This window comes from Scandinavium manionii (assembly GCF_024764775.1).
Classification (GTDB): Bacteria; Pseudomonadota; Gammaproteobacteria; order Enterobacterales; family Enterobacteriaceae; genus Scandinavium; species Scandinavium manionii.
The window spans coordinates 255,331-279,384 of record NZ_JALIGC010000039.1 but is presented as its reverse complement, the minus strand read 5'-3'; the positions used below and the strand labels follow the sequence as shown (position 1 = coordinate 279,384).

Below are 24,054 nucleotides of genomic sequence, written 5' to 3'. Positions count from 1 at the left end.
TGCGGGTTAACGGCTGGCGAAATAAGCACTGAGCTTATTTTCCAGTTCATTGATGTCGATAATATTATTAATAACCACCAGTTGGTTATCCGGCACGCTGGCGCTTTCGGCGATGTCTTTTGCCATCACAAAGAGATCGGCCGCACCCGGCGTGGCTGATGAAAGGTCTGAATGCTCCACCTCTGCTTCGACATTCAGTTTCTTGAGGACTTTTTTAATATTCATCTCGACCATAAAACTACTGCCAAGACCGGATCCGCAAATCGCCATAATTTTCATTATTGCCACCTTTTTTCGTAGAGTCAGCCCGCACTTTACCTGTAAGTAAAATGTTGGATGTCAGGGTTAGAAATTAAAACAATCAGAAACGTGAGATTATATTTTTTATCTCCTCAAGGGATTTCGCCTGGTGTAGCGACAGTAATTCCTCTTCGCTGGAAAATAATTCTGCCAGCGCGGAGATCATTTCAATGTGGCTGTGTTTATCCGGGGCCGCCAGCATAATAATCAAATCCACCGGGTCATGCTCGCTCGAACCAAAATTGACGCCGTGTTGCAGTTTCAGTAACGAAAGCCCTAAATCTTGTGCCCCCTCTTCCGGGCGAGCATGCGGCATCGCAAGGCCAGGAGCCAACACATAATACGGCCCAAGTTTTTGGTGCTGTTCGATAATGGCGGTGACGTACTCCGGTATTATCACACGTGCTTCCAGCAGCGGCCCGGCGCAAATCTCCAGTGCCTGCGGCCAGTTTTCGACGCTTTCCTGTAGCCGGATCGTTCCTTCGTGGAGCCATTGACTGAGCATTCGTATTCTCCAGCATTCGGTAAGTGGACAAACTTTATGCAAGGTCCCGAATACTGACTGTGATAATGGTCACAAAGATAGCGCTACCAAATTAGCAGGTTTGTAATTTGTGATAGCGCTATCAAAAATATGGACATGGCGTAATAACTCAGCAAAAAGAGGGATTTCCGGCGTATACTGCATACACTTTCAAAACGAGATTTCAATCAGGAAGAAGCATGTCTCTGACCCGAAAACGTCGCAGTACTGGCAAAGTCACGCTGGCAGATGTGGCACAGCTGGCGGGCGTGGGAACGATGACCGTTTCCCGTGCGCTGCGTACGCCGGAACAGGTCTCCGATAAACTCCGGGAAAAGATTGAAGCGGCGGTTCAGGCGCTGGGATATATGCCCAACATGGCGGCAAGCGCGCTGGCATCCGCGTCATCATGGACGATTGGCATGGTCGTTCCGAGCCTGGCCCAGGTCGGCTGCTCAGAAATGTTCGCCGGACTGCAGCAAATTTTGCAGCCTGCGGGCTACCAAATCATGCTCGCGGAATCGCGTCATCATCTCGACCAGGAAGAAAAGCTGCTCGAAACGCTGCTGGCGTCTAACATCGCCGCCGCCATTCTGCTTAGCGTCGAGCACAGTGATACCTCGCGTCAGTGGCTGGAAAACAGCGGTATTCCGGTAATGGAAATTGGCGCCAAACGTACCGACCCGCTGGACATGAATATCGGTATCGATAACGTCGCGGCCATGTTTGAACTGACGCAAACGCTGATTCAGCGCGGCTATCAGAATATCGGCCTACTGTGCGCGAATCAGGAACAGTGGATTTTTCAGCAGCATTTACAGGGTTGGTACAAAGCGATGCTACGCCATCATATGTCACCCAATCGCGTCATAAATGCCGCCGAACCGCCTACGTTTACAACGGGTGCGGCACAGTTGCCTGAATTTTTACTGGCGTGGCCTGAGCTGGATGCGTTGGTGTGTGTGTCGGATGAAATGGCCTGTGGCGCGCTGTATGAGTGCCAGCGTCGGCGTATCAAAGTGCCAGACGATCTGGCGATTGTGGGCTTCGGTGACAGCGACGTGAGCCGAGTCTGTCAACCGCCGCTGACTACGATTTCGGTGCCACACAAGCAGATAGGAATCGAGGCTGGACGCGCCCTACTGGCGCGTCTCAATGATGAAGAGTGGGATGATGACCCCGCCATCGCCGCAAAACTGTGTTTACGGGACAGCTGCTAAAACGTTACTCGGTCTCTTCTTCTTTCGGTGCGTCTTTTGACGCGTCTTTCGCGGCTTCGTTCTTGGCATTGCGGGTCATCCACAGCGCAAGCGCCTTCAGTGAATCAGCGGTAAACTCATCGCAACGGGCGGTTATCTCTTCCGGTGTTAGCCAGCAGACTTCGCTCACTTCTTCTTCCTGCAACGCAAACGGGCCGTGAGATACACAGCTGAAAAGGCTGCCCCACACGCGGCAGTGTTTGTCTTCGAAGTAGAATTGTCCGTGATCTGCAAACGGCACGCCTGCAATTCCAAGCTCTTCTTCTGCTTCGCGACGCGCTGAGTCGAGCAACTGCTCGTCAGACTGCACCACGCCGCCAGCGGTGGCATCCAGCATACCCGGCATAAAATCTTTGGTTTCAGTCCGGCGCTGTACGAGAATTTTTCCCATGCCGTCATGAACCACAATATAGGTCGCGCGATGACGCAGACACTGCGCACGCATTTGTTCACGGCTGGACTGTGCGATGACCTCGTTGTCTTCGTTGACGATATCCACCCATTCTGTGCTTGCCAAATTCTGCTCCACCATCGGAAAACCTTCTCTTTATTACGCTCTCGCGGCGCGTTTACGGTTGTCGGGTAAATTACGGATTAATTGCTACCTCTGCAATAACCCGTTGATCATTGAGTGCTAAAACCCGCAATTTATTGCCCTCCATCATACCGTAGCTGGCGCTAAAGCCGCCTTTCGGAATGCTGATGGAACCCGGGTTGAAGTGGAAGATGTCACCTCTACGTTCAGCAACCGGAATATGAGTATGACCATAAACCAGCACATCGCCAGCCGCGAGGGACGGCAGATTGTCCGGACCAAACAAATGTCCGTGCGTCAAAAACAGACGCTGTTCGGCGGTCAACACCTGCTGCCATGGCGCAGTGATGGGAAAATGCAGCAGCATCTGGTCCACTTCACTGTCGCAGTTCCCGCGCACGGCAATAATCCGTTCTGCCTGCGTGTTTAAGCATTCAGCAACATCAGCAGGCGCATAACCTTCAGGTAACGCATTACGCGGGCCATGATTTAACACATCGCCCAAAATGACCAAATATCTGGCATCACTCTGTATAAACAGAGACAGCACGCGTTCAGCGGCGGGTAAAGACCCGTGAATATCTGATGCAAACATCAGCTTCATCAATCATTCCTCCACAAAAAACCGCACTATCATAACGGATTATTGCGGCCGGTTCAGCCTGCGTATTTCGCCGAGAGCGCAAGGAAACGCTGGACAGATGCTCGCTGCCACTGGAAAGAGGCATAATCGGCCAGCTGTTCCGGGACATCATCCCCGTTCAGCACCAGACGATTAATCATCAACGCCAGGTCGGTATCCGCGACTGACCATTCACCAAACAGATTTGGCTTCCCGTGAGACAGCAGCGCGCTTGCGGTGTCATACAGCTTCGCAGCTGCTTTTTCCCCTGCGCTACTGAGAGCCGGTTTCTTCACCCCGCCAAAGACAACGTCCGTGGACCGTTCTTCTCGGATGGGCGTTAAATCGCTGCGTATCCAGGCCTGAATCTGCCGGGCGCGGGCACGCTTTTCGATATCATGCGGATAAAGACGCTCCCACTGCGGCGGGGCAAAACGCTCATCAAGATATTCGGTAATGGCAGAAGACTCGGTCAGTTCAAAGGTATCCACCTCCAGCAGCGGCACCCGGCGGGTTAAACCGTACCCCTTCCAGCCCGATTGCAGATGTTCACCCTTTGCCAAATCGACGGTTTTCAGACTGAACGCCAGTCCCTTTTCCTGCAAAGCGACATAAACGGACATCACATACGGCGAGTAAAAATGGTTATCGGACCACAGCGTAATTACGGGACGAGTCATAGCTTCCTCAACGGTTTGCGGGTGAAAACGTCAACATATCGCGTCTTTGACAGGCTGTCACTTGATGAAAACTCACACAATTGACTTAACCACCTATACTCGAAAAGTCATGAAAATACCCCAGGTCCAGGAGTTAAAATGATTGACCTCTATTACGCCCCTACCCCTAACGGCCATAAAATCACGCTTTTTCTGGAAGAGGCACAGCTCGCGTACCGGCAGATCCGCGTGGATATCAGCAAGGGCGATCAGTTTCGTCCGGAATTTCTGACAGTGTCGCCCAATAATAAGATCCCGGCCATTGTCGACCACGTTCCTGCCGACGGTGGAGCCCCTTTCAGCCTGTTTGAATCCGGTGAAATTTTGCTGTACCTGGCTGAAAAATCAGGAAAACTTCTCAGCGGTGAACTGCGAGAGCGTCATGTCACGCTGCAGTGGCTGTTCTGGCAGGTCGGCGGTCTGGGGCCAATGCTTGGGCAGAATCATCATTTCAACCACTTTGCGCCTCAGCCGGTGCCTTACGCCATTGAGCGTTATCAGGTTGAAACCCTGCGACTCTACAACGTGTTAAACAAGCGACTGAGCACCTCCCCCTGGCTCGGCGGCGAGCATTACAGCATTGCTGATATCGCGTGCTGGCCGTGGGTTAACGCGCATCTGCGGCAGCGCATCGACCTGCAAAATTTCCCGGCGGTGAACAACTGGTTTGAACGGATACGCCTGCGTCCGGCTACAGCGCGCGCGATGCAGAAGGCCCAGGCGAATTAACGGCGCTTTGTTGTATTATGATTGGGATAATAACCAGGAGGAAGCCTGCAATGTCCCAACCAGACGCCATTATTCGAATCAAGAACCTGCGCCTGCGTACCTATATCGGTATCAAAGAAGAAGAGATAGCGAACCGTCAGGATATCGTCATCAACGTGTCTATCCATTATCCTGCGGAAAACGCACGCAATAGCGAAGATATCAACGATGCGCTGAACTACCGCACCATCACTAAGTGCATTATTCAGCATGTAGAGAATAACCGTTTCTCTTTGCTGGAAAAATTAACTCAGGATGTGCTCAATATCGCATGCGAGCATCACTGGGTCACTTATGCTGAAGTGGAAATCGACAAACTTCACGCGCTGCGCTATGCCGATTCTGTCTCCATGACCATGAGCTGGCGAGGCTAAGCGCAATCCGGAGGTGGCATGAAGATCCTGATTACCGGCGGTACTGGCCTGATTGGCCGTCATTTGATCCCACGCTTGCTGGAACTCGGTCACGACGTCATTGTGGTGACGCGTAGCCCAGAGAAAGCACGCCAGCAACTGGATGCCCGCGTTGAACTCTGGAAGGGACTCAACGAACACAGCACGCTTGACGGTATCGACGCGGTAATCAATCTTGCAGGCGAACCTATCGCCGACAAACGCTGGACCGAAGAGCAAAAACAGCGGTTGTGCAGCAGCCGCTGGCACATCACCCAAAAGCTGGTTGAGCTGTTTACCGCAAGCGCTCAGCCACCGAGAGTGCTGATTTCCGGTTCTGCCGCGGGATACTACGGCGACCTCGGTGAAGTGGTGGTGACAGAAGAAGAACCTCCGCATAACGAATTCACCCATAAACTCTGCGCTCGCTGGGAGCAAATTGCCTGCGATGCGCAAAGCGAGAACACCCGCGTTTGCTTGCTGCGTACCGGTGTCGTTCTGGCGCCTAAAGGTGGGATCCTCGGCAAAATGGTCCCGCCTTTCAAACTCGGCCTTGGCGGCCCTATCGGCACGGGTCGTCAATACCTCGCGTGGATCCATATCGACGATATGGTTAACGGCATTATTTGGCTGCTGGATAATGACCTGCGCGGCCCGTTCAACATGGTTTCGCCTTATCCTGTTCGCAACGAACAATTCGCGCATGCGCTTGGCCATGCGCTACATCGTCCGGCGGTGCTGAGAGCCCCTGCAACCGCCGTCAGATTGCTCATGGGGGAATCTTCTGTGCTGGTCTTAGGTGGACAACGCGCGCTGCCTAAGCGTCTTGAAGAGTCTGGTTTCGGCTTCCGTTGGTACGATCTTGAGGAAGCGTTGGGTGACGTCCTGCCTTAATTCCCTTCCCCCGCATTTATCATCTTCATTTGTACGTTCCGGCGTGACGGTTTCAGTCGCGCTGGAAGCGTGCTCGCATCCTTGAAATATTCTCATCCATTTGCCCTCTCCTTTCAGCATGAATTATCTGCGGTTACCGTATTCTCTGCACGAGAGCACCAGGTTGATTTTCAGCCAAACAAACCGTTGACACTTGTCAACAGGCTATTCATACTGCACAGGACAACAAATGATGAAGGAACATCCTGACAAGCATATACGGGCCGCAATCCGTTATGCCGAGTTAAAAGGTTGGGTATTTACACCGGGTGGTAACAGCTCGCACTGTTATGGTCGGTTGAAATGCGGAATACCCGAGCACCGACAACATATGATGAGCATCTGGTCGACGCCCGGCAGCCCGCAAAATCATGCCAGGCAAATCGTCAGAAAAGTGGATAGCTGTACTCCACTGACTGCGTGAGGGATGACTGGATTATCTGGAACAAGGAGTCACCATGTCACTTTTCAATTTTACCCTGACGCTGTCAGGCGTCACATCAGATACCACCGCGCTGGAAGACCGCCTTTTTACTGCGGGCTGCAATGATGCCCTGGTCTGTTTTTACGGCACCGCCGTGTATCTTGAATTCGATCGCGATGCACCAAGCCTGGCGCAGGCCGTACTTTCCGCAGTCAATGATATCGAATCAGCAGGAATTGGCGCACGAGTCGAATCCGTCGACTCTACGCTGGTCGGATTAAGCGATATCGCTGAACTGACCGGCCTCACTCGCCAGGCCATCGCTTTGCTCAAAGATGGCGCCAGAGGCTCACGTCAGTTTCCTGGCCCGGTACAGCGTGTTAAGGGTAACTCCCCGCTCTGGCACTGGCGCACAGTTGTTGACTGGCTGGCGAGTGAAGGACGCATTCCGCCGGACTCACCGCTTATTGCCAATGCACACATTCTCGATAGTATGAACCTGGCCTTACAGCTTCGTTCTTCACTCGAAAAAGGCACGGTGATGCATTATCTGCACCAGCTGGAACACAAAGGTGCTGCATCAACGCCTCAATAATCAGGAGACACCATGCCAGCATTGCTTACTTCGCGCCTGAGACTTTCCCCGCTGTCTGAAAATGACTGGCCCTGTTTTCTGGCTCTGCGCACTAACCCGCAGGTAATGCGCTTTATGGGAGTGCCGCTCTCAGAAGCAGAACTGCGTCTGAAATTCAGTTCACGGCTTTCAGGTAATGTATTCGCGATATATGAACGCGAAGGAGAATGCGTGGGTGATATCGGGCTGCAGGTTAGCACGCATAACGCTCTGGAAGCGGATATCGGTTACGCATTGCTGCCTCAGGCACAGGGCAAAGGATACGCCCAGGAGGTCCTGACGGCCATTTGCGAATATGGTTTTTCCAAGCTCGGCCTGCAGGCGATTAACGCCTGGGTGCTGGCAGATAACGCCGGGTCGGTGCGGTTGCTGGAAAAGCTTGGGTTTCTACGCACGCAGGTACTGGAAAAGGCCTTCGAGATTAACGGCGAGCTGTACGACGATTGGGTGTATCGGCTAGAGCGGTGAGTATTCCCCTCGTCGCACTGGACGAGGGGAAATAGTTTATTTTAACGAACCTTTCAGAAACTGCTGCAGGCGTGGGCTTTTCGGGCTTCCGAAGACATCATCCGGATGGCCTTCTTCTTCAATCAGGCCCTGATGCAGGAAAATCACGTGGGAAGACACATCGCGGGCAAAGCCCATTTCATGCGTCACCACCACCATGGTTTTCCCCTCTTCCGCCAGTTTCTGCATGATGCGCAGCACTTCGCCGACAAGTTCCGGGTCAAGGGCTGACGTCGGTTCATCAAACAACAGCACTTCCGGTTCCATCGCCAGCGCACGGGCAATAGACACACGCTGCTGCTGGCCGCCGGAAAGGTGAACCGGATATTTAATCTGCTGGCGCTCGTCGATTCCCACTTTCGCGAGATATTTCACCGCACGTTCGCGCGCTTCCTGCTTGCTGAGACCGAGAACCTGAATCGGTGCTTCCATGACGTTTTCCAGCACCGTCATGTGGCTCCACAAGTTGAAGTGCTGGAACACCATAGTCAAACGCGTACGCAGCAGGCGTAGCTGGTTTTTATCCGCCACTTTCAGCTGACCGTCTTTATCACGCACCAGGCCGATATTCTGCCCGCTGACCACAATATTCCCTTCGCTTGGCTTTTCGAGGAAGTTAATGCAACGCAGGAAGGTACTTTTCCCGGAGCCAGACGAGCCAATAATACTGATAACATCACCGGCGTTGGCCTTCAGTGACACCCCTTTCAGCACTTCATGTTCGCCGTAGCGCTTGTGCAGGTCGATAACGTTTAATTTATTGTCAGGCATGATGTTCTCAGTGTGTCGAAGAGGGTTTCACATGTTGCAGCCAGCGTTTTTCCGCCTTGCGGAACAGGCTAATCAGCACATAAGAGATAATCAGATACAGCACCGCCGCAATCCCAAACGCGGTAAACGGCTGGTAAGTGGCAGAGTTAATATCACGGGCGATTTTCAGCAAATCCGGCACCGTGGCCGTAAACGCCAGCGCCGTGGAGTGCAGCATCAAAATCACTTCGTTGCTGTAGGCCGGGAGCGCGATACGCAGCGCCGACGGTAAAATGATGCAGCGATAAAGCTTCACGCCGGAAAAACCGTAGGCGCGCGCGGCTTCCACTTCTCCCGCTGGCACAGAGCGAATGGCCCCGGCAAAAATTTCCGTGGTGTACGCACAGGTGTTGAGCGTCAGCGCCAGTACCGTACAGTTCAGTCCGCTACGGAAAAAGGCGTTCAGTAGTTCGGTGCCTTTAACAATCTCGAGTGTGTACATCCCGGAGTAAAACACCAGTAGCTGCACATACAGCGGTGTACCGCGGAAAATGTAAGTGAACAGCCAAATTGGAAACTGAATGAATTTATTGCTGGATACGCGACCGATCGCCAAAAACACCGCCAGAATGCCGCCCATCAGCACTGAAGAGATCAGCAGCCAAAGGGTGATCGCCACGCCAGTCATACGGTAACCGTCGGTCCACAGCAGGGACTTCCAGTATTCGTGAATAATATCAATCACAGGTCAGCCCTCTTCACACCCACGGAATAACGACGCTCGAGCAGAAGCAGCACTCCATTGGATACCGTCGTGAATACCAGATAAATCAGTCCGCAGACAATGGCGAAGTAGAACGGCTCCCAGGTACTTTTCCCGGCAAGCTGCGTCGCTTTCACCACATCTTCCAGACCCAGCAAGGACACCAGGGCTGTCGCTTTGAGGATAACCTGCCAGTTGTTGCCAATCCCCGGTAGTGCAAACCGCATCATTGCCGGAAACAGAATACGCACAAACGTCTGACGGCTGGTAAAGCCGAAGGCGGTCGCCGCTTCAATATGGCCTCTGGGTACAGCCAGAAACGCGCCGCGGAAAGTTTCGGTGAAGTAGGCTCCGTAGATAAAACCAAGGGTAATGATACCGGCAATCATCGGGTCGATATCAAACTGTGCCACGCCCAGCGCATCGGTAATGCTGTTGAGTACAATTTGCAGACCGTAGAAAATCAGCAGCATCAGCACCAGATCCGGCACGCCACGAATTAACGTGGTATAGCCTTCAAAAATCAGCGCCACTGCACGATTGCCGGAAAGTTTGCCCGCAGCGCCTGCCAGACCGATAAGCACGGCCAGCACTACGGAGCTGAGGGCCAGCTCAAGGGTGACCAGGGCCCCCTGAAATATCACTTGTGAAAACCCGTACAGCATTGAGCCTGTCCTGTCAGTCCTGCGCCGCTGGCCCCGGGAACGTCGGGGTCAGCGGCGCAAACAGCGATTATTCGCCGTATACGTTAAAATCGAAATACTTCTTCGCCAGCTTGTCGTAGGTGCCGTCAGCGCGCATCTCAGCAAAGGCTTTATTCAGGGCAACACGGAGTTCGTTCTCCTCTTTACGCAGGCCCATACCGGTACCGACGCCGAACAGTTTTTCATCCTTAATGGACGGGCCGCCAAACTGATAATCTTTACCGACAGGCTGCTTGAGGAAGCCTTCGCTTGCCGCCACTTCATCCTGGAATGCGGCATCAATACGTCCGGCCGTCAGGTCAGAATAGATATTATCCTGGCCCTGGTAGGAGACGATTTCGATGCCTTTTGGTGCCCAGTGCTCATTACCGTATGTTTCCTGCGTGGTGCCTTGCAGGACGCCCACACGCTTGCCTTTCAGGGTATTCAGATCCGGCGTAACCGGGCTGCCTTTTTTAACCACCAGGCGGGAATCTGCGGCATAGAGTTTGTCCGTGAAGGCAATCTGCTGCTGGCGTTTTTCCGTAATGGAGAGTGAGGACATAATGGCGTCGATTTTCTTCGCCTGCAGAGACGGAATCAGTGCATCCAGCGGGTTTTCAACGAAGGTACATTGCGCTTTAATTCGCTTACACAGCTCTTTTGCCAGATCGATGTCAAAACCAACTAACTCCCCCTGCGCATTCTTGGATTCGAAGGGGGCATAAGTCGGATCTGTGCCAATACGAACTTTCGACGGAATGGCTGCGAAAACCGTAGAAACGCTGGAAAGTGCCAACGCAAGAGAAAGAGACAACGCCAGTTTTTTCATAACTATCCTCAACAGACTGTCATTTAACGGGTAATCAGAAGTATCAAGAACAGTTATCGTGCCACCTTTTATGCGGATAAGGCAAAAGGTTATCGGGGCATATACGCAATTTTTTGCATCAATATTGCTTAACTATGCAATTGCGCACCATTTTGGTGCACTTCTTGCACCAGAAATAAGCATTATGTCGTTATGCCACACATGTATAGATAACTGTTCAGCCCGAAAGGCCCGGTTTCCCAGGCCAATGCAGTCTTAGTCACCGTAGACGTTGAAGTCGAAATACTTCTTCGCCATCTTGTCGTAGGTACCATCTTTACGCAGTCCGTCGAGTGCTTTGTCGAAGGCCGCTTTCAGCTCGGTATCGTCTTTACGCAGACCCACGCCGGTGCCATCGCCAAAGTATTTCTTATCTTTAACTGACGGGCCCGCAAAGGCGTAATCTTTACCGGCTGGCTGTTTCAGGAAGCCTTCGCTGGCGGCGACTTCGTCCTGGAAGGCAGCGTCGAGGCGTCCTGCGGAGAGGTCAGAATAGATAAGATCCTGGTTCTGATAGGCCACCACATCGATGCCTTTGCTACGCCAGTTTTCATTGGCATAGGTTTCCTGAGTAGAGCCTTGCAGCACACCCACGTGTTTGCCTTTCAGTGAATCAAGCGTTGGGACAATCGGAGAACCTTTGGCGGCGATCAGGCGAGAGTCAGCGGCGTACAACTTGTCAGAGAAACCGATTTCCTGCTGGCGCTTATCGGTGATCGACAAAGAGGAGATGATGGCGTCGATTTTCTTCGCCTTCAGGGACGGAATCAGGGAGTCAAAATCGATGCCAACCCAGGTACATTTCACCTGCATGCGCTTGCACATTTCGTTACCCAAATCGATATCAAAGCCGACGAAATCCCCTTTCGCATCCTTGGATGAGAACGGCGCGTAAGTGGCGTCAGTACCGATACGAACAGTCTGCGGCAGCGCGGCAAATACGCTGGAAGCACTGCTGATCCCCAGCATTAAAGAGAGAGCCAGAACCGTCTTCTTCATACATTACCCTTAAGTGTCGTGATGCAGTTGCGTGTTATGTAATCAATCGTGTTGTGTGTTGCCAGACTGCCCTGCACGTTTTATGCCACCTAAACATCTGCTCAAAAAAACAGCGTTAAATGTGTTAATGAATAGTTGCAGAGTTGTCTTGGAATTGAAAGATAACAGCTCTAACGGATAAACCGCAGCGCTAAACAGCGAAAAGAGGGATTAAATGTTGAGGATTTGATCGGGATTGCAAAATCGTCGGACGACCACGCATGCACCAAAAAGATGCACTATCGTAGTGCGCCTATTCCGCGCCCTGCCAGCGGGTGAAAAGCTCTTTTGGCAAGGTGATATCAAACTGATCCAATACGCGATTAACCGTTTGATCAATCACGTCATCCAGCGTTTGCGGCCGGTGATAAAACGCCGGAACCGGCGGCATAATGATCGCGCCAATTTCCGCCGCCTGCGTCATCAGTCGTAAATGTCCCAGATGCAGCGGTGTTTCACGTACGCAAAGCACCAGGCGACGGCGCTCTTTTAGCACCACATCAGCAGCGCGGGTCAGTAAACCATCGGTGTAGCTGTGGACGATGCCTGAGAGCGTTTTGATGGAGCATGGCAGGATAACCATTCCGTCGGTTTTAAACGAACCTGAAGAGATGCTGGCGGCGATATCACGCGCATCGTGAACGACATTGGCGAGCGCCTGAACTTCACGTAAAGAGAAATCGGTTTCGAGGGACAGCGTCTGTCGCGCGGCCTGACTCATCACCAAATGGGTTTCCACTTCTGCGACATCGCGCAGCACCTGCAACAGCCGAACGCCATAGATAGCGCCGCTGGCACCGGAAATTCCAATAATGAGTCGTTTCATGATTCCGCCCTGTCTTCGTACTGGGCCTGACTTTGCCGGAATTCAGAGGGAGTTGCAAGGAAAGACGCCCTCTCAGCACGAGAGGGCGTGGAGACGATTAACCTTCGTTATGCATCTCAAGGCTTTCGACTTCGTTCTGACGCGCAAGTGCTTTGCTGTCGTCATTACGCAGGGAGTCGAGATAATCGAGATATTGCTGGTTCACGTCTTTGGTGACGTACACGCCGTTGAATACCGAGCATTCAAACTGCTGAATATCCGGGTTCTCAGCGCGAACCGCTTCAATCAGATCGTTCAGATCCTGGAAAATCAAACCGTCGGCGCCGATAATCTGGCGGATCTCATCCACTTCCCGACCGTGAGCAATCAGCTCCGTGGCGCTCGGCATATCGATTCCGTAGACATTCGGGAAACGAATTTCCGGTGCGGCAGAGGCCAGGTATACTTTCTTCGCACCAGCTTCGCGCGCCATTTCGATGATCTGCTCTGACGTGGTACCACGCACGATGGAGTCATCCACCAGCAGCACGTTCTTATCACGGAACTCTGCGCGGTTGGCGTTCAGTTTACGGCGCACCGATTTACGGCGCAGCTGCTGGCCTGGCATGATGAACGTACGACCCACGTAGCGGTTTTTCACAAAACCCTGGCGGTACGGTTTATTCAGAATGCGGGCAATTTCCAGCGCGATATCGCAAGAGGTTTCCGGAATCGGGATAACCACGTCGATATCCAGATCTTCCCACTCGCGGGCAATTTTCTCACCGAGCTTAGTGCCCATGTTCACGCGCGCACTGTAGACGGAAATCTTGTCGATGAACGAGTCCGGACGAGCAAAGTAAACATATTCGAACAGGCACGGATTGCTCACCGGGTTGTCAGCACACTGACGGGTGAACAGCTGGCCTTTTTCGGTGATGTAAATTGCTTCACCCGGCGCCACGTCACGCAGGAATTCAAAGCCCAGCGTATCGAGCGCGACGCTTTCCGATGCCACCATGTATTCGGTGCGACCATCGCCGATATCGCGCTTGCCGAGCACCAGCGGGCGAATGCCGTTAGGGTCGCGGAAAGCCACCATGCCATGCCCGATAATCATCGCCACACAGGCATACGCCCCGCGAATCTGACGATTTGTCGCGGCAATCGCAGCGAAAATGTTGTCAGCTTCCAGCGGATAGTGGCGGAAGTTGTCCAGCTCACTGGCGAAGATGTTCAGCAGAATTTCAGAATCGGAGGTGGTGTTGATATGGCGGCGCTTTTCTTCGAACAGCTTTTTGCGCAGCTCGTGAGCGTTGGTCAAGTTGCCGTTGTGCGCAAGGGTGATGCCATAAGGTGAGTTAACGTAGAAAGGTTGAGCCTCAGACGCGCTGGAGCTGCCGGCGGTTGGGTAACGGACGTGGCCGATACCCATATTGCCCTGCAGGCGCTGCATATGCACGGCGCCAAACACATCGCTCACCAGGCCGTTGGCTTTACGCAAACGGAAGCAGTTGTTTGCATCAATGGTGATGATGCCCGCGGCATCCTGCCCACGGTGCTGAAGCACCGTTAACGCGTCATAAATCGACTGGTTTACCGGCATAACACCGGCGATACCGACAATACCGCACATACGTCATTTTCCTCGTTCAGAACTCCCCAAAGCTTATGCTTTGGGCAAGAAACTTGACGAGCTTTGCAGATAGTCAAAGAACATTCTGATGACGACGCTGAACTGAGGGATCAGCTGAGACTTTTGCCAGTCGTCGCTTTTTGAAAAGCCGGTGAAGGTATCGAGGAAAAACAGTATGGCGGCGACGATCAATACTCCACGCAGCGCACCAAAACAGATCCCAAGCACCCTGTCGGTTCCCGACAGGCCCGTCTTCTCTACCAGCGTACCGATAACATAGTTAACGATAGCACCGACGATAAGCGTCGCGACAAAGAGCAGCGCGATAGCAATCCCGTTTCGAACCAGTTCGTCTTCAAAGCCCGTAAACCAGACAGACAGATAAGTGTAGTAATGACTGGCAACAAAGAAAGCACAACCCCACGTTACCAGTGACAATGCTTCACGAACAAAGCCGCGGATGAGGCTTACCAAACAGGAAAAACCAATCACCGCAATAATGGCGTAATCAATCCAGACCATAGTTGTCCCACGATTTTACGCCCTGTCGTCCAGTTCGGGGCGCATTCTAACAGAAAAAGAAAACGTTTGCGTAGGGAATTCCTTTCCCCGCCCAAATAAAAATGGCGCTGAAAAAACGTTCAACGCCGCATGAGCTTTTGGCCTCTGAGGGCACTTTCAGCCCAGTCGATTTTCATCGATTTGGTTATCCGCCCGACGTTGCGCCGGGCATTTTACTCTCAGTTCGGGGTATACCCCATCACCACACCGTTCAGACCTGACAGCTGTTTCAGCTCGCCAAGCGAACCTTTCATCTTGTCTTTCGACGCGTCCGGTCCCACCAGAATGCGGGTGATTTTCCCCTGCACTGGCGTAGACGGCGCGGTAAAGACGCGATATCCGGCGCCGCGCAGTTTGCTGACAATCTCATTGACCTTGTCGGCATTCTTCAAGGCACCGAGCTGTACGACGTAGGCTTTGCCCGTCGGGGCTGGTTTGTCTTCGGCAACAGGCTTCGGCTGAGCAGGAGGCGCTTGCGTCTCTGCTGCTGACTGTGCGTTTGTAGTATCACGTTGTGGTCTGGTTTGCGTCTGAACCTGAGGCTTCGGTGCTACCGGTTTTGGTGCCGGCTGCGCAGTATCATCTATTTCATTCGCACCGCTGTTCGCCGCATATCGCGACGTATCAAGCGATGGTGCTGCTGCATCACCTGCCCTGACCTCTTCCGCCGCCCCTTCCGGAGGCTGAGAAGGCAGTGCCTGCGTAACCGCTGGCAGCATATCCGGCTCTTCTTTATCGCCCGGTTTAGGCACCAGGGGAATTGCCGCGAACTCATCCTGATAATGCTTCTTCTGACCATCCAGCAGGCCTGGAAGCACAATAACCCCGAGTGCCACCAGCGCAATGGTTCCGACTAAACGATTCTGAAACTTACTCGCCACCGGTTCTCCCCGCGTCCATCTCTTCCATTACATGAGCCACCGTGTGGAACGAACCACACACCAGCACCGTATCTTGTGGGCCAGCATCCGCCATCGCGGCATGCCAGGCCTGCGCTACAGTGGCATAGACTGCGCCATCGCGCAAATGTTCCACCAGCTGTTCCGCCGTTGCCCCACGAGGGCCTTCCAGCGGGGCGCAATACCAGCTGTCGACGACATCCGACAGACAGGCCAGCGTCCCGGCAATATCTTTATCATGAAGCATACCAATCACCGCCAGCGTACGCCCGGCTGCAGGCTGCATTTTCAGACGTTCCGCCAGATACGCCGCCGCATGAGGGTTGTGCGCCACGTCGAGGATCAGACGCGGTGATTCGCTCACGATGTGGAAACGGCCCGGCAGCATCGCGTTCTGAATGCCTTCACGCAATGCCTGCTCACTGATAGCCAGCCCGCTCGCCCGCAACGCCGCCAGTGCCGTCGCGGCATTGGGCTGTGGCACCTGCGGTAACGGCAGCGTACTCAGTTCGCCCTGCGCATCGCTGAACGTCCAGCTGTCGCCCGTGACCTGATAACGCCAGTCAGCCCCGCGTCGCAGCAACACAGCGCCTTTTTCAGCGGCGACATCGGCAATGGTCTGCGGCATATCCGGTTCGCCGACAACCGCCGGTTTACCGCCGCGGAACACGCCAGCTTTTTCACGGCCGATGCTTTCGCGGTCCGGCCCCAGCCAGTCGGTGTGGTCGAGTGCAATGCTGGTGACAACCGCTACGTCGGCATCAACGATATTGGTCGCATCCAGCCGCCCGCCGAGTCCCACTTCCAGAATGACCACGTCCAGTTGCGCCTGCTTAAACAGCCACAGCGCCGACAGCGTGCCAAATTCAAAGTAAGTCAGGGAGATTTCGCCCCGTGCCTTTTCGATTTCAGCAAACGACGCGGTATGCGCAGATTCAGCCAGCTCGCCACCCTGTACGCGCACGCGTTCGGTGTAGCGAACCAGATGCGGAGAGCTGTACACACCGACCTTAAAGCCTGCGGCCATCAGCACCGATTCCAGCATGCGGCAGGTCGTACCTTTGCCGTTAGTGCCCGCGACGGTGAAGACGAACGGCGCTGGTTTCAGCACGCCCATTCGGCCCGCAACCTCGCTGACGCGTGCCAGTCCCAGGTCGATGGTTTTGCTGTGCAGGTGTTCCAGATAAGAAAGCCACGCGGCGAGGGGCGACGTGGCGAGTGGAGTGATGTCTTTTTCCATGATACCCGCGATAGTTAACGGTTAGCACAAGCAAAAAGGGCAGCGCCGTCTGGCCCTGCCCTTTGCATTTATCAGGCCTCTGGTTCCTGATCCGGTACCGGCGGTACCACCACGTCTTCAAGCGGTGCATCCGGGTTCGGTGCCGGGAGATTCATCAGCTTCGCCAGCACGCTGGCAATCTTGAAGCGCATCTCAGGACGACGGACGATCATGTCGATCGCACCCTTCTCGATAAGGAATTCACTGCGCTGGAAGCCCGGCGGCAGTTTTTCACGTACGGTCTGCTCGATAACGCGTGGGCCGGCAAAGCCGATCAGCGCTTTCGGCTCAGCGATGTTGAGGTCACCCAGCATGGCGAAGCTTGCGGAAACGCCACCCATGGTTGGGTCGGTCAGCACAGAAATGTACGGCAGACCACGTTCCTGCATTTTTGCCAGCGCTGCAGAGGTTTTCGCCATCTGCATCAGTGACATCAGCGCTTCCTGCATACGCGCACCACCGGAGGCTGAGAAGCACACCATCGGGCAATTGTTTTCCAGCGCATACTCAACGGCACGCACGAAACGAGCGCCGACCACAGAACCCATCGAGCCACCCATAAAGGAAAACTCAAAGGCAGCGGCAACGACAGGTGCACCAAACAAGGTCCCCTTCATTACTACCAGCGCGTCTTTCTCACCGGTTTCTTTCTGAGCAGAGGCCAGACGATCTTTGTATTTCTTAGAGTCGCGGAACTTCAGCAGATCTTTCGGCTCAAGCTCGCTACCCAGCTCCACCAGAGTACCTTCATCCATCAGGCTATGCAGGCGGTTACGCGCTGACATACGCATGTGGTGATCGCACTTCGGACAAACCTCCAGGTTACGCTCCAGCTCTGCGCGGTACAGTACCTGTCCGCAGCTGTCACATTTGGTCCATACCCCTTCCGGAATACTCGCCTTGCGCGTGGGGGTTATGTTGCTTTTAATTCGTTCAATCCAGCTCATTGATAACCTTTCTGCCTGAACCTGGTCGATGCCAGTTTTTGCTGTAAGCGGCGAATAATGCCATTTTTAGGGCTTACAGACCATGAAATGTTGCACATTAAAACATAAGAGCCCAGAACATGGGACAAAAAAGTGGTCTAACCGGTGCCACTTTGCGCCACTTTCCGGGCTCTGTAATTATTTAGCCTGCTTTGCTGCGGCACGCTTGTGACGGATTATCTCGATAACACCTGGCAGGACCGACAGCACGATGATGGCCACGATCAGCAGTTTCAGGTTTTCCTGCACAATAGGCAGGTCACCGAACAGATAACCCGCGTAGGTAAACAGCAGCACCCACAGCAGCGCGCCAATCACGTTATACGCAGCAAAATGACGATAGGACATGTGCCCCATTCCTGCCACAAACGGCGCGAAGGTTCTGACGATCGGCACAAAACGGGCGAGGATGATGGTCTTCCCGCCGTGCTTTTCATAGAACTGGTGCGTTTTATCGAGATAGCTACGACGGAAAATTTTCGAATTCGGATTGCTGAACAACCGTTCGCCAAACACGCGACCAATGGTGTAGTTCAGGGCATCACCGACTATCGCCGCAATCACCATCAATACCACCATCAAATGCACGTTCAGATCGTTTGTTGGCAGCGCAGAAAGCGCACCGGCGACAAACAGCAGCGAATCGCCTGGCAGGAACGGTGTCACCACCAGCCCTGTTTCACAGAACAAAATCAGGAACAAAATAGCGTAGACCCAGACGCCGTACTGCGCGACCAGCTCAGCCAGATGCACATCAATATGCAAAATAAAATCAATCAGAAAGCGAATCAGATCCATAGTGACTTAACCTTAAGTGACTGCATTCAGTCCGCTAAAAATAGCGGGCCCATAGGCGGCTCAGGAAGGTCGAACCGTTCCGGGTAATCCACCGAAACGAGATACAGCCCTTCAGCTTTGGCCGTCGCTGCCGCAAGCGTTCTGTCCTTCGCTTCCAGCAGCTCTGCAATCCAGCTCTCCGGCTGGTTTCCGGCACCCACTTCCATCAGGCTGCCCACAATATTCCGCACCATATGATGTACAAAAGCATTCGCTTTGATATCCACCACCACATAGGCACCGTAACGTTCAACGTTAATGTGCATCACGTTTCGCCACGGCGTGCGCGACTGACACTGCACCGCACGAAACGAGGTAAAGTCATTCTCACCGAGCAGACTTTGCGCCGCACGCTGCATGCGTTCGGCATCCAGCGCCTGGTGACAATGCGTCACGCCATGGCTTAAGACCGCCGGGCGAAGACGATGATTGTAGATAATGTAACGATACCGACGTGCGGTGGCGCTGAAACGCGCGTGGAAATCGTCGGGCACAGCTTTCACCCAACGCACCGCAATGTCTTTAGGTAAATTCGCATTTACCCCCAGCGTCCAGGCCGCGTCTTTGCGCTGCGCCCGCGTTTCAAAATGCACAACCTGACCCGTGCCGTGCACGCCGGCGTCGGTTCGACCCGCGCAATACACGCTAATCGATTCATTCGCAACCTGCGACAGCGCCTTTTCCAGTTTTTCCTGCACGCTGCGCACGTCGTTCTGCCGTTGCCAGCCGTAGTATTTGCTGCCGTCGTACTCGATGCCGAGCGCGACTTTAATGACAGGCAGCGCTTCCACTTCAGACATCAGTACATATACTCCTGAACCAGTTTCTCAGCGATTTTCACCGCCATCAGCGCGCCGCCAAAACGGACGTTATCGGCTACCGACCAGAACTGAATCTGCTCCGGCATACCGTAATCGTTACGCACACAGCCCACGGAAAGATGCGCGCTGCCGGAGGCATCAGCGACCTGAGTCGGGAAATCAGTATCCGCAGACAGGGCGATATCCTCAGTCCGTTCGAACGCGTCACGCGCTTCTTCTGCTGCCAGCGGACGCAGCGCTTCGAAGCTGACCATTTGCGCCAGACCGTAAAACACCGGCGCACGTACGCACTGAGCAGAAATCATCAGGCCGTCGTCCTGCATGATTTTGCGGGCCTGGTCGACAATACGACGTTCTTCCGCAATACCACCTTCACGGTCAACCAGTAGAGGCAGCATATTGAAGGCTAACTGACGGCCAAAGAAATCATCCTCATCAATCGGAATGCCATTCAGCAGCTTGGCGCTCTGCCCTGCCAGCGCGTCGACGGCCTTCTTGCCCTGCGAAGATGCTGACATCAGGCTGGTGACCGCGATCCGCGACAGACCACCGTCATCGATCAGCGGCTTCAACGCAGTCAGCAGCTGGCTCGTCAGGCTGTCCGGCACCGCCACGATATTGCGGTTGCGGTAATCCGCCAGCACAAACGGGTTCACATCCGGCACAACCAGTGGTACATCCGGCTCAAGCGCGAACAGACCGCTTAAATCAATGACCAGACAGCCTGCGTTGGCGGCTTCGTCAGCCCAGGCCGCAGAGGCTTCCACACCCGCGGCAAAAAAGGCCAGCTGAACCTGAGTCCAGTCAAACTCGGCAACGTCCTGCACGCGCACGGTTTTACCTTCGTAGCGCAGGGATTCTCCGGCGCTTTCGCTACGCGCCAGACCGTAAATCTCTCCCACCGGGAACTGACGCTCTGCAAGAGTTTCAAGCAGGGCAACACCTACGGCACCCGTTGCGCCCAGTACGGCAATATTCCAGCCTTCAGACATGGTGGTTTACTCCAGAAATAAAAATAGCCGCCCCGCCAGAGGATCTGGCCGGGCGTATTAAGAAGACATTAACGCGCTGCGTGATGAACGGCGTTGAATCCCAGATTTTTGAGCATAACGGCAGCCTGCTCATCGTCACACAGGACGTTCAGCGAAGACCACTCACGGCGTTCAGAATAGTTTTTACGCAGTTTGTCGAACTCACCCGGAATACCCGCCACTTTCCGCAGCGGCGCATCATCGCGGCGCACATCATACACCAAATGCACCAGCCTTTTTAGCGTCGCCTGATCGAGCGGACCGTGCAGCGTGATACGGCCAAATTCCGGCGCAGGCAGCAGCGTATCCAGCGATACCAGGTGGCGATTGCCGATAAACTCGCTGTAGGCCTCAAACACCTGAGTGGTGCCGCGCGCTTTGCCTTCCAGCGTATAGCCCGCAATGTGTGCGGTGCCAATATCGACAAGAGACAGCAGTTCGGTATTGAGTTCCGGCTCCGGTTCCCAGACGTCCAGTACGACGCTTAAATCCTGTCCTGCTTGTAAGCATTTGAGCAGTGCGGCGTTATCCACCACCGGTCCACGGCAGGCGTTTATCAGAATAGTGCCAGGCTTCAGACGTGAAATCAGCGCTTCATCTGCCAGGTGCAGCGACTTATACGGCCCGTCTTTAAACAACGGCGTGTGGAACGTCAGAATGTCGGCATTTTGCGCCAGGTCGTCGAGGCTGCGGAAATCACCTTCGTCGCCGCGATCGGCACGCGGTGGATCGCATAACAAGGTGCGGATCCCCAGCGCTTCGAGACGTTTTTGCAAACGCCCACCGACGTTACCCACCCCGACGATCCCGACGGTGCGATCGGCCAGCGCGAAACCATCACGCTCAGCCAGCATCAGCAGCGATGAAAAGACGTATTCCACCACCGCGATGGCGTTGCAGCCGGGGGCGGCAGAAAAACCGATTCCAGCCTGCGCCAGCCATTTCTCATCGACATGGTCGGTACCTGCGGTTGCGGTACCCACGAATTTAATCCCCTTCCCTGCCAACAGCGCCTCATTCACTTTGGTGACTGAGCGCACCATTAACGCATCGGCATCATCCAGCTCATGCTGGGGAATTGGACGGCCAGGGACCGCCTTTACATCACCCAAACGGCTGAACAGCTCGCGGGCGTAGGGCATATTTTCATCAACAAGGATTTTCACGGTACAGTACCTGTCTGGAACGAGAGTTAACCGGGGAAGTGTGCCATAATCTCGCGGCCAGGAACACTGAGCCTTGAGAACACCGACGGACATTCAGGATTTATCATGACGCAACCTATTTCAGGCGTGCCCGCTCGCCCTCCGGGGGAAGCAACAACGACGAGTCACATCGGCGAGCAACCGCTCTCCACCCAGCAGCGCACGGTGCTCGAACGGCTGATCACGCGTCTTGTCGCGCTGACGTCGCAGCAAAGCGCCGGGGTATGGGCCGGGATGAAACATGATTTGGGTCTGAGGAATGATGCTCAGCTACTCTCAAGGCACTTCCCTGCGGCGGAACAGAATCTCAATCAGCGTCTGGTCAGCGCTCAGCAGACTCACGAAGTGCGTCAGATTGTGGCGCAGTTGACCGAGCTGCTGAGTCAGGGCAATAACCGTCAGGCGGTGAGCGATTTTATTCGCCAGCAATATGGCCACACAACGTTAAGCCAGCTGACGCCCGATCAGCTTAAAAATGTCCTGCAGCTTCTGCAAAACAACGAACTGGCCATTCCACAACCGCAACAGCGCCCGGCAACGGACAGGTCATTATTGCCTGCCGAGCACAACACACTGAATCAGATGGTGACCAAGGTGGCCGCGGCGACCGGAGAATCCAGCAAGATGATTTGGCAGTCGATGCTTGAGCTTTCAGGGGTGAAAACCGGCGATCTTATCCCGGCGAAACACTTCAATCAGCTGATGACCTGGCTGCAGGCGCGCCAGACGCTGAGCGACCAGAAAGCACCGACGCTTAACACGCTGCAGGCGGCGCTGAAACAACCGATGGAAACGCAGGAGTTTAACGCTCTGCGCGACTATGCCCAGCAAACCTGGCAGGCGACGCCGCAAACGGTGTTAACCCAGGCTCAGGTGCAGGATCTGCTGAATCAGGTATTCCTCAAGCGCGTCGAACGCGCTCAGGACACCGTCGACACCCGTTATATTCAGCCGATCTTTAACCCGTTCACACCGTTCATCGAAAACATGAAGGCGATGTCAGCCCGCCCAGGTCTGATGCTGGTTGGGCTGCTGGTGATAATCTTCCTGCTATGGATCCTGTTCTAAGCCCGACGAAACGACACCAGGGTGACCACAATCCCGACGACTGCGGAAATCGCGCCAGCCAGGAACACCGACGAGTAACCAAACGAGGTCGCAAGCAGCCCAGCGAGCGGCCCGGTAACGCCGTATGAGATATCCTGGAAAGCAGCATAGCCGCCAAGCGCCGTACCGCGCACCTGCTGCGGTACACGCTTAACCACCTCAACGCCAAGCGCCGGGAAGATAAGCGAACAACCGGCCCCGGTTAATGCCGCACCCGCCAGCGCAACCCAGGCATTTGGCGCCTGCCACAGCAGGAGCAGACCCACGGTTTCCACCAGCAGTGAAACCGTCGCCACTTTCACTCCGCCGAAACGGTCCGGCATCCAGCCAAACAGAATGCGCATCAGCACGAACGCGCCGCCAAAAGCGGTCAGCGTAAAGCCCGCCATTGCCCAGCCGTGACTCATAAAATAGAGCGAAATAAAGGTGCCGATCACCGCAAAGCCCACGCCCTGTAAGGCCAGCCCCATACCCGGCTTCCAGATAAGACCGACCACGCTCCACAGCGACGGACGCTCACCGGCATGAGCAGGGACTTTCCGCACCGAGCCGTTAAACGCCCAGGCCAGCAGCGGCAGCACCATGGTGGTACCCGCCAGTGCGGCATAGCCGAAATGGCTGTGAATGAGTAAGCCCAGCGGTGCGCCGGCCGCCAGCGCGCCGTAAATCGCCATCCCGTTCCATGACATCACTTTGCCGGAACGCGTTGGCCCCACCAGTCCCATGCCCCAGGTCAGCGTCCCGGTCAGCAGTTGGCTTTCACCAAAACCGAGGATCAGACGCCCAACGACCAGCAGTGCAAACTTACCTTCAGCGCTAATCGGTAGCAGGGCCGCCAGCAGCCATGCTCCGCCCGCCAGACCACAGGCGAACATTCCCTGCAACGCTGAGCGTTTAGCCCCGCGCTGATCTGCCAGTCGCCCGGCATAGCCGCGCGTTAACACGGTGGCAAGGAATTGAATACCGACGGCAAAACCGACCATCATGTTGCCGTAGCCGAGTTCGTTATGCACAAACAGTGGAATAACCGGTAAAGGCAGGCCCACGGTCATATAGGTGAGGAATACCGCAAAGGCGATGCGAAACAGCGAAATATTCGCTGAAGAGGATTTTACAGATTTTGTTACTGCAGACATGCATTACTCCATAACGCAGAGTAAGGCGGG

General features: G+C 54.4%; 29 protein-coding genes. 8 read left to right on the top strand and 21 right to left on the bottom strand.

Annotation, left to right across the window (positions count from 1 at the left end; genetic code table 11):
• Positions 1 to 6: 6 nt before the first annotated feature.
• Positions 7 to 279: a PTS sugar transporter subunit IIB gene (locus tag MUU51_RS15805; protein ID WP_258968097.1), complete on the bottom strand. Its 273-nt coding sequence runs from the start codon at positions 277 to 279 to the stop codon at positions 7 to 9.
• A gap of 82 nt (positions 280 to 361) precedes the next feature.
• Entirely contained in the window at positions 362 to 805 is a 444-nt protein-coding gene (locus tag MUU51_RS15800) for a PTS sugar transporter subunit IIA (protein ID WP_258968096.1), read from the bottom strand.
• A gap of 218 nt (positions 806 to 1,023) precedes the next feature.
• Here MUU51_RS15800 and MUU51_RS15795 point away from each other — a divergent pair, with 218 nt between their 5' ends.
• Entirely contained in the window at positions 1,024 to 2,043 is a 1,020-nt protein-coding gene (locus tag MUU51_RS15795) for a LacI family DNA-binding transcriptional regulator (RefSeq protein WP_258968095.1), read from the top strand.
• 4 nt (positions 2,044 to 2,047) lie between these two features.
• On the opposite strand, the gene yfcD is transcribed toward MUU51_RS15795, so the two are convergent.
• From yfcD to yfcF, 3 genes are read right to left on the bottom strand one after another with little or no spacing between them, the layout of a single operon-like run.
• On the bottom strand, positions 2,048 to 2,614 hold the full coding sequence (yfcD, locus tag MUU51_RS15790) for an NUDIX hydrolase YfcD (protein ID WP_159770182.1): 567 nt from the start codon (positions 2,612 to 2,614) through the stop codon (positions 2,048 to 2,050).
• Positions 2,615 to 2,669: 55 nt separating this feature from the next.
• Positions 2,670 to 3,224 carry a phosphodiesterase gene (gene yfcE, locus MUU51_RS15785; RefSeq protein ID WP_200849673.1) on the bottom strand — a complete coding sequence of 185 codons (555 nt, stop codon included), beginning with the start codon at positions 3,222 to 3,224 and terminating at the stop codon, positions 2,670 to 2,672.
• A 50-nt stretch (positions 3,225 to 3,274) separates the two neighbouring features.
• On the bottom strand, positions 3,275 to 3,919 hold the full coding sequence (yfcF, locus tag MUU51_RS15780) for a glutathione transferase (protein WP_159770176.1): 645 nt from the start codon (positions 3,917 to 3,919) through the stop codon (positions 3,275 to 3,277).
• 138 nt (positions 3,920 to 4,057) lie between these two features.
• Between yfcF and yfcG the strand changes: the two genes are divergently transcribed.
• The 6 genes from yfcG (at position 4,058) to MUU51_RS15750 (ending at position 7,577) form a co-directional block, all read left to right on the top strand.
• Positions 4,058 to 4,687: a GSH-dependent disulfide bond oxidoreductase gene (yfcG, locus tag MUU51_RS15775; protein ID WP_159770173.1), complete on the top strand. Its 630-nt coding sequence runs from the start codon at positions 4,058 to 4,060 to the stop codon at positions 4,685 to 4,687.
• Between the two features lie 50 nt (positions 4,688 to 4,737).
• Complete coding sequence (folX, locus tag MUU51_RS15770; protein ID WP_159770170.1) at positions 4,738 to 5,100, top strand: dihydroneopterin triphosphate 2'-epimerase; 363 nt, start codon at positions 4,738 to 4,740, stop codon at positions 5,098 to 5,100.
• Positions 5,101 to 5,118: 18 nt separating this feature from the next.
• Complete coding sequence (locus MUU51_RS15765) at positions 5,119 to 6,012, top strand: TIGR01777 family oxidoreductase (RefSeq protein WP_159770167.1); 894 nt, start codon at positions 5,119 to 5,121, stop codon at positions 6,010 to 6,012.
• A 232-nt stretch (positions 6,013 to 6,244) separates the two neighbouring features.
• Positions 6,245 to 6,475 carry a hypothetical protein gene (locus tag MUU51_RS15760; protein ID WP_235033636.1) on the top strand — a complete coding sequence of 77 codons (231 nt, stop codon included), beginning with the start codon at positions 6,245 to 6,247 and terminating at the stop codon, positions 6,473 to 6,475.
• Between the two features lie 34 nt (positions 6,476 to 6,509).
• Complete coding sequence (locus MUU51_RS15755; RefSeq protein WP_258968094.1) at positions 6,510 to 7,070, top strand: VirB4 family type IV secretion/conjugal transfer ATPase; 561 nt, start codon at positions 6,510 to 6,512, stop codon at positions 7,068 to 7,070.
• A gap of 12 nt (positions 7,071 to 7,082) precedes the next feature.
• The gene (locus tag MUU51_RS15750) at positions 7,083 to 7,577 is read left to right on the top strand and encodes a GNAT family N-acetyltransferase (protein WP_258968093.1); all 495 of its coding nucleotides are present in this window, start codon (positions 7,083 to 7,085) and stop codon (positions 7,575 to 7,577) included.
• 36 nt (positions 7,578 to 7,613) lie between these two features.
• Here MUU51_RS15750 and hisP read toward each other — a convergent pair whose 3' ends face one another.
• The 15 genes from hisP to pdxB all read right to left on the bottom strand — a co-directional run bounded on the left by hisP (position 7,614) and on the right by pdxB (position 21,742).
• Positions 7,614 to 8,387, bottom strand: coding sequence for a histidine ABC transporter ATP-binding protein HisP (gene hisP / locus MUU51_RS15745; protein WP_110509208.1), 774 nt, complete (start codon positions 8,385 to 8,387; stop codon positions 7,614 to 7,616).
• A gap of 7 nt (positions 8,388 to 8,394) precedes the next feature.
• Positions 8,395 to 9,111 carry an ABC transporter permease gene (locus MUU51_RS15740; protein ID WP_110509206.1) on the bottom strand — a complete coding sequence of 239 codons (717 nt, stop codon included), beginning with the start codon at positions 9,109 to 9,111 and terminating at the stop codon, positions 8,395 to 8,397.
• Positions 9,108 to 9,794, bottom strand: coding sequence for a histidine ABC transporter permease HisQ (locus MUU51_RS15735; protein ID WP_125352195.1), 687 nt, complete (start codon positions 9,792 to 9,794; stop codon positions 9,108 to 9,110). The genes MUU51_RS15740 and MUU51_RS15735 overlap by 4 nt, the downstream gene beginning before the upstream one ends.
• A gap of 67 nt (positions 9,795 to 9,861) precedes the next feature.
• Positions 9,862 to 10,644 (bottom strand): histidine ABC transporter substrate-binding protein HisJ, encoded by a 783-nt coding sequence (gene hisJ, locus MUU51_RS15730; RefSeq protein WP_258968092.1) that lies wholly within the window; start codon positions 10,642 to 10,644, stop codon positions 9,862 to 9,864.
• A 255-nt stretch (positions 10,645 to 10,899) separates the two neighbouring features.
• A complete protein-coding gene (gene argT, locus MUU51_RS15725) occupies positions 10,900 to 11,682 on the bottom strand; it encodes a lysine/arginine/ornithine ABC transporter substrate-binding protein ArgT (protein WP_159770155.1) in 783 nt (260 codons plus the stop codon).
• A gap of 292 nt (positions 11,683 to 11,974) precedes the next feature.
• Positions 11,975 to 12,547, bottom strand: coding sequence for a UbiX family flavin prenyltransferase (locus MUU51_RS15720; protein WP_258968091.1), 573 nt, complete (start codon positions 12,545 to 12,547; stop codon positions 11,975 to 11,977).
• Between the two features lie 97 nt (positions 12,548 to 12,644).
• Entirely contained in the window at positions 12,645 to 14,162 is a 1,518-nt protein-coding gene (gene purF / locus MUU51_RS15715) for an amidophosphoribosyltransferase (protein ID WP_159770149.1), read from the bottom strand.
• Positions 14,163 to 14,195: 33 nt separating this feature from the next.
• Entirely contained in the window at positions 14,196 to 14,684 is a 489-nt protein-coding gene (gene cvpA / locus MUU51_RS15710; RefSeq protein ID WP_097161729.1) for a colicin V production protein, read from the bottom strand.
• 218 nt (positions 14,685 to 14,902) lie between these two features.
• The gene (gene dedD / locus MUU51_RS15705) at positions 14,903 to 15,604 is read right to left on the bottom strand and encodes a cell division protein DedD (RefSeq protein ID WP_159770146.1); all 702 of its coding nucleotides are present in this window, start codon (positions 15,602 to 15,604) and stop codon (positions 14,903 to 14,905) included.
• Positions 15,594 to 16,862, bottom strand: coding sequence for a bifunctional tetrahydrofolate synthase/dihydrofolate synthase (gene folC / locus MUU51_RS15700; protein ID WP_159770143.1), 1,269 nt, complete (start codon positions 16,860 to 16,862; stop codon positions 15,594 to 15,596). Before folC ends, dedD begins: the two co-directional genes overlap by 11 nt.
• A 71-nt stretch (positions 16,863 to 16,933) precedes the next feature.
• A complete protein-coding gene (accD, locus tag MUU51_RS15695; RefSeq protein WP_200849672.1) occupies positions 16,934 to 17,848 on the bottom strand; it encodes an acetyl-CoA carboxylase, carboxyltransferase subunit beta in 915 nt (304 codons plus the stop codon).
• A 177-nt stretch (positions 17,849 to 18,025) separates the two neighbouring features.
• Positions 18,026 to 18,685, bottom strand: a complete 660-nt coding sequence (locus MUU51_RS15690; protein ID WP_133460430.1) for a DedA family protein — start codon at positions 18,683 to 18,685, stop codon at positions 18,026 to 18,028.
• A gap of 26 nt (positions 18,686 to 18,711) precedes the next feature.
• The gene (gene truA / locus MUU51_RS15685; protein WP_159770140.1) at positions 18,712 to 19,524 is read right to left on the bottom strand and encodes a tRNA pseudouridine(38-40) synthase TruA; all 813 of its coding nucleotides are present in this window, start codon (positions 19,522 to 19,524) and stop codon (positions 18,712 to 18,714) included.
• Entirely contained in the window at positions 19,524 to 20,537 is a 1,014-nt protein-coding gene (locus tag MUU51_RS15680) for an aspartate-semialdehyde dehydrogenase (protein WP_159770137.1), read from the bottom strand. Before MUU51_RS15680 ends, truA begins: the two co-directional genes overlap by 1 nt.
• Positions 20,538 to 20,605: 68 nt before the next feature.
• Entirely contained in the window at positions 20,606 to 21,742 is a 1,137-nt protein-coding gene (gene pdxB / locus MUU51_RS15675; protein WP_159770134.1) for a 4-phosphoerythronate dehydrogenase PdxB, read from the bottom strand.
• Between the two features lie 105 nt (positions 21,743 to 21,847).
• Here pdxB and flk point away from each other — a divergent pair, with 105 nt between their 5' ends.
• Complete coding sequence (gene flk / locus MUU51_RS15670; protein ID WP_159770131.1) at positions 21,848 to 22,849, top strand: flagella biosynthesis regulator Flk; 1,002 nt, start codon at positions 21,848 to 21,850, stop codon at positions 22,847 to 22,849.
• On the opposite strand, the gene MUU51_RS15665 is transcribed toward flk, so the two are convergent.
• Positions 22,846 to 24,024, bottom strand: a complete 1,179-nt coding sequence (locus MUU51_RS15665; protein WP_159770128.1) for an MFS transporter — start codon at positions 24,022 to 24,024, stop codon at positions 22,846 to 22,848. The two genes, flk and MUU51_RS15665, sit on opposite strands and share 4 nt — an antisense overlap.
• Positions 24,025 to 24,054: the final 30 nt, after the last annotated feature.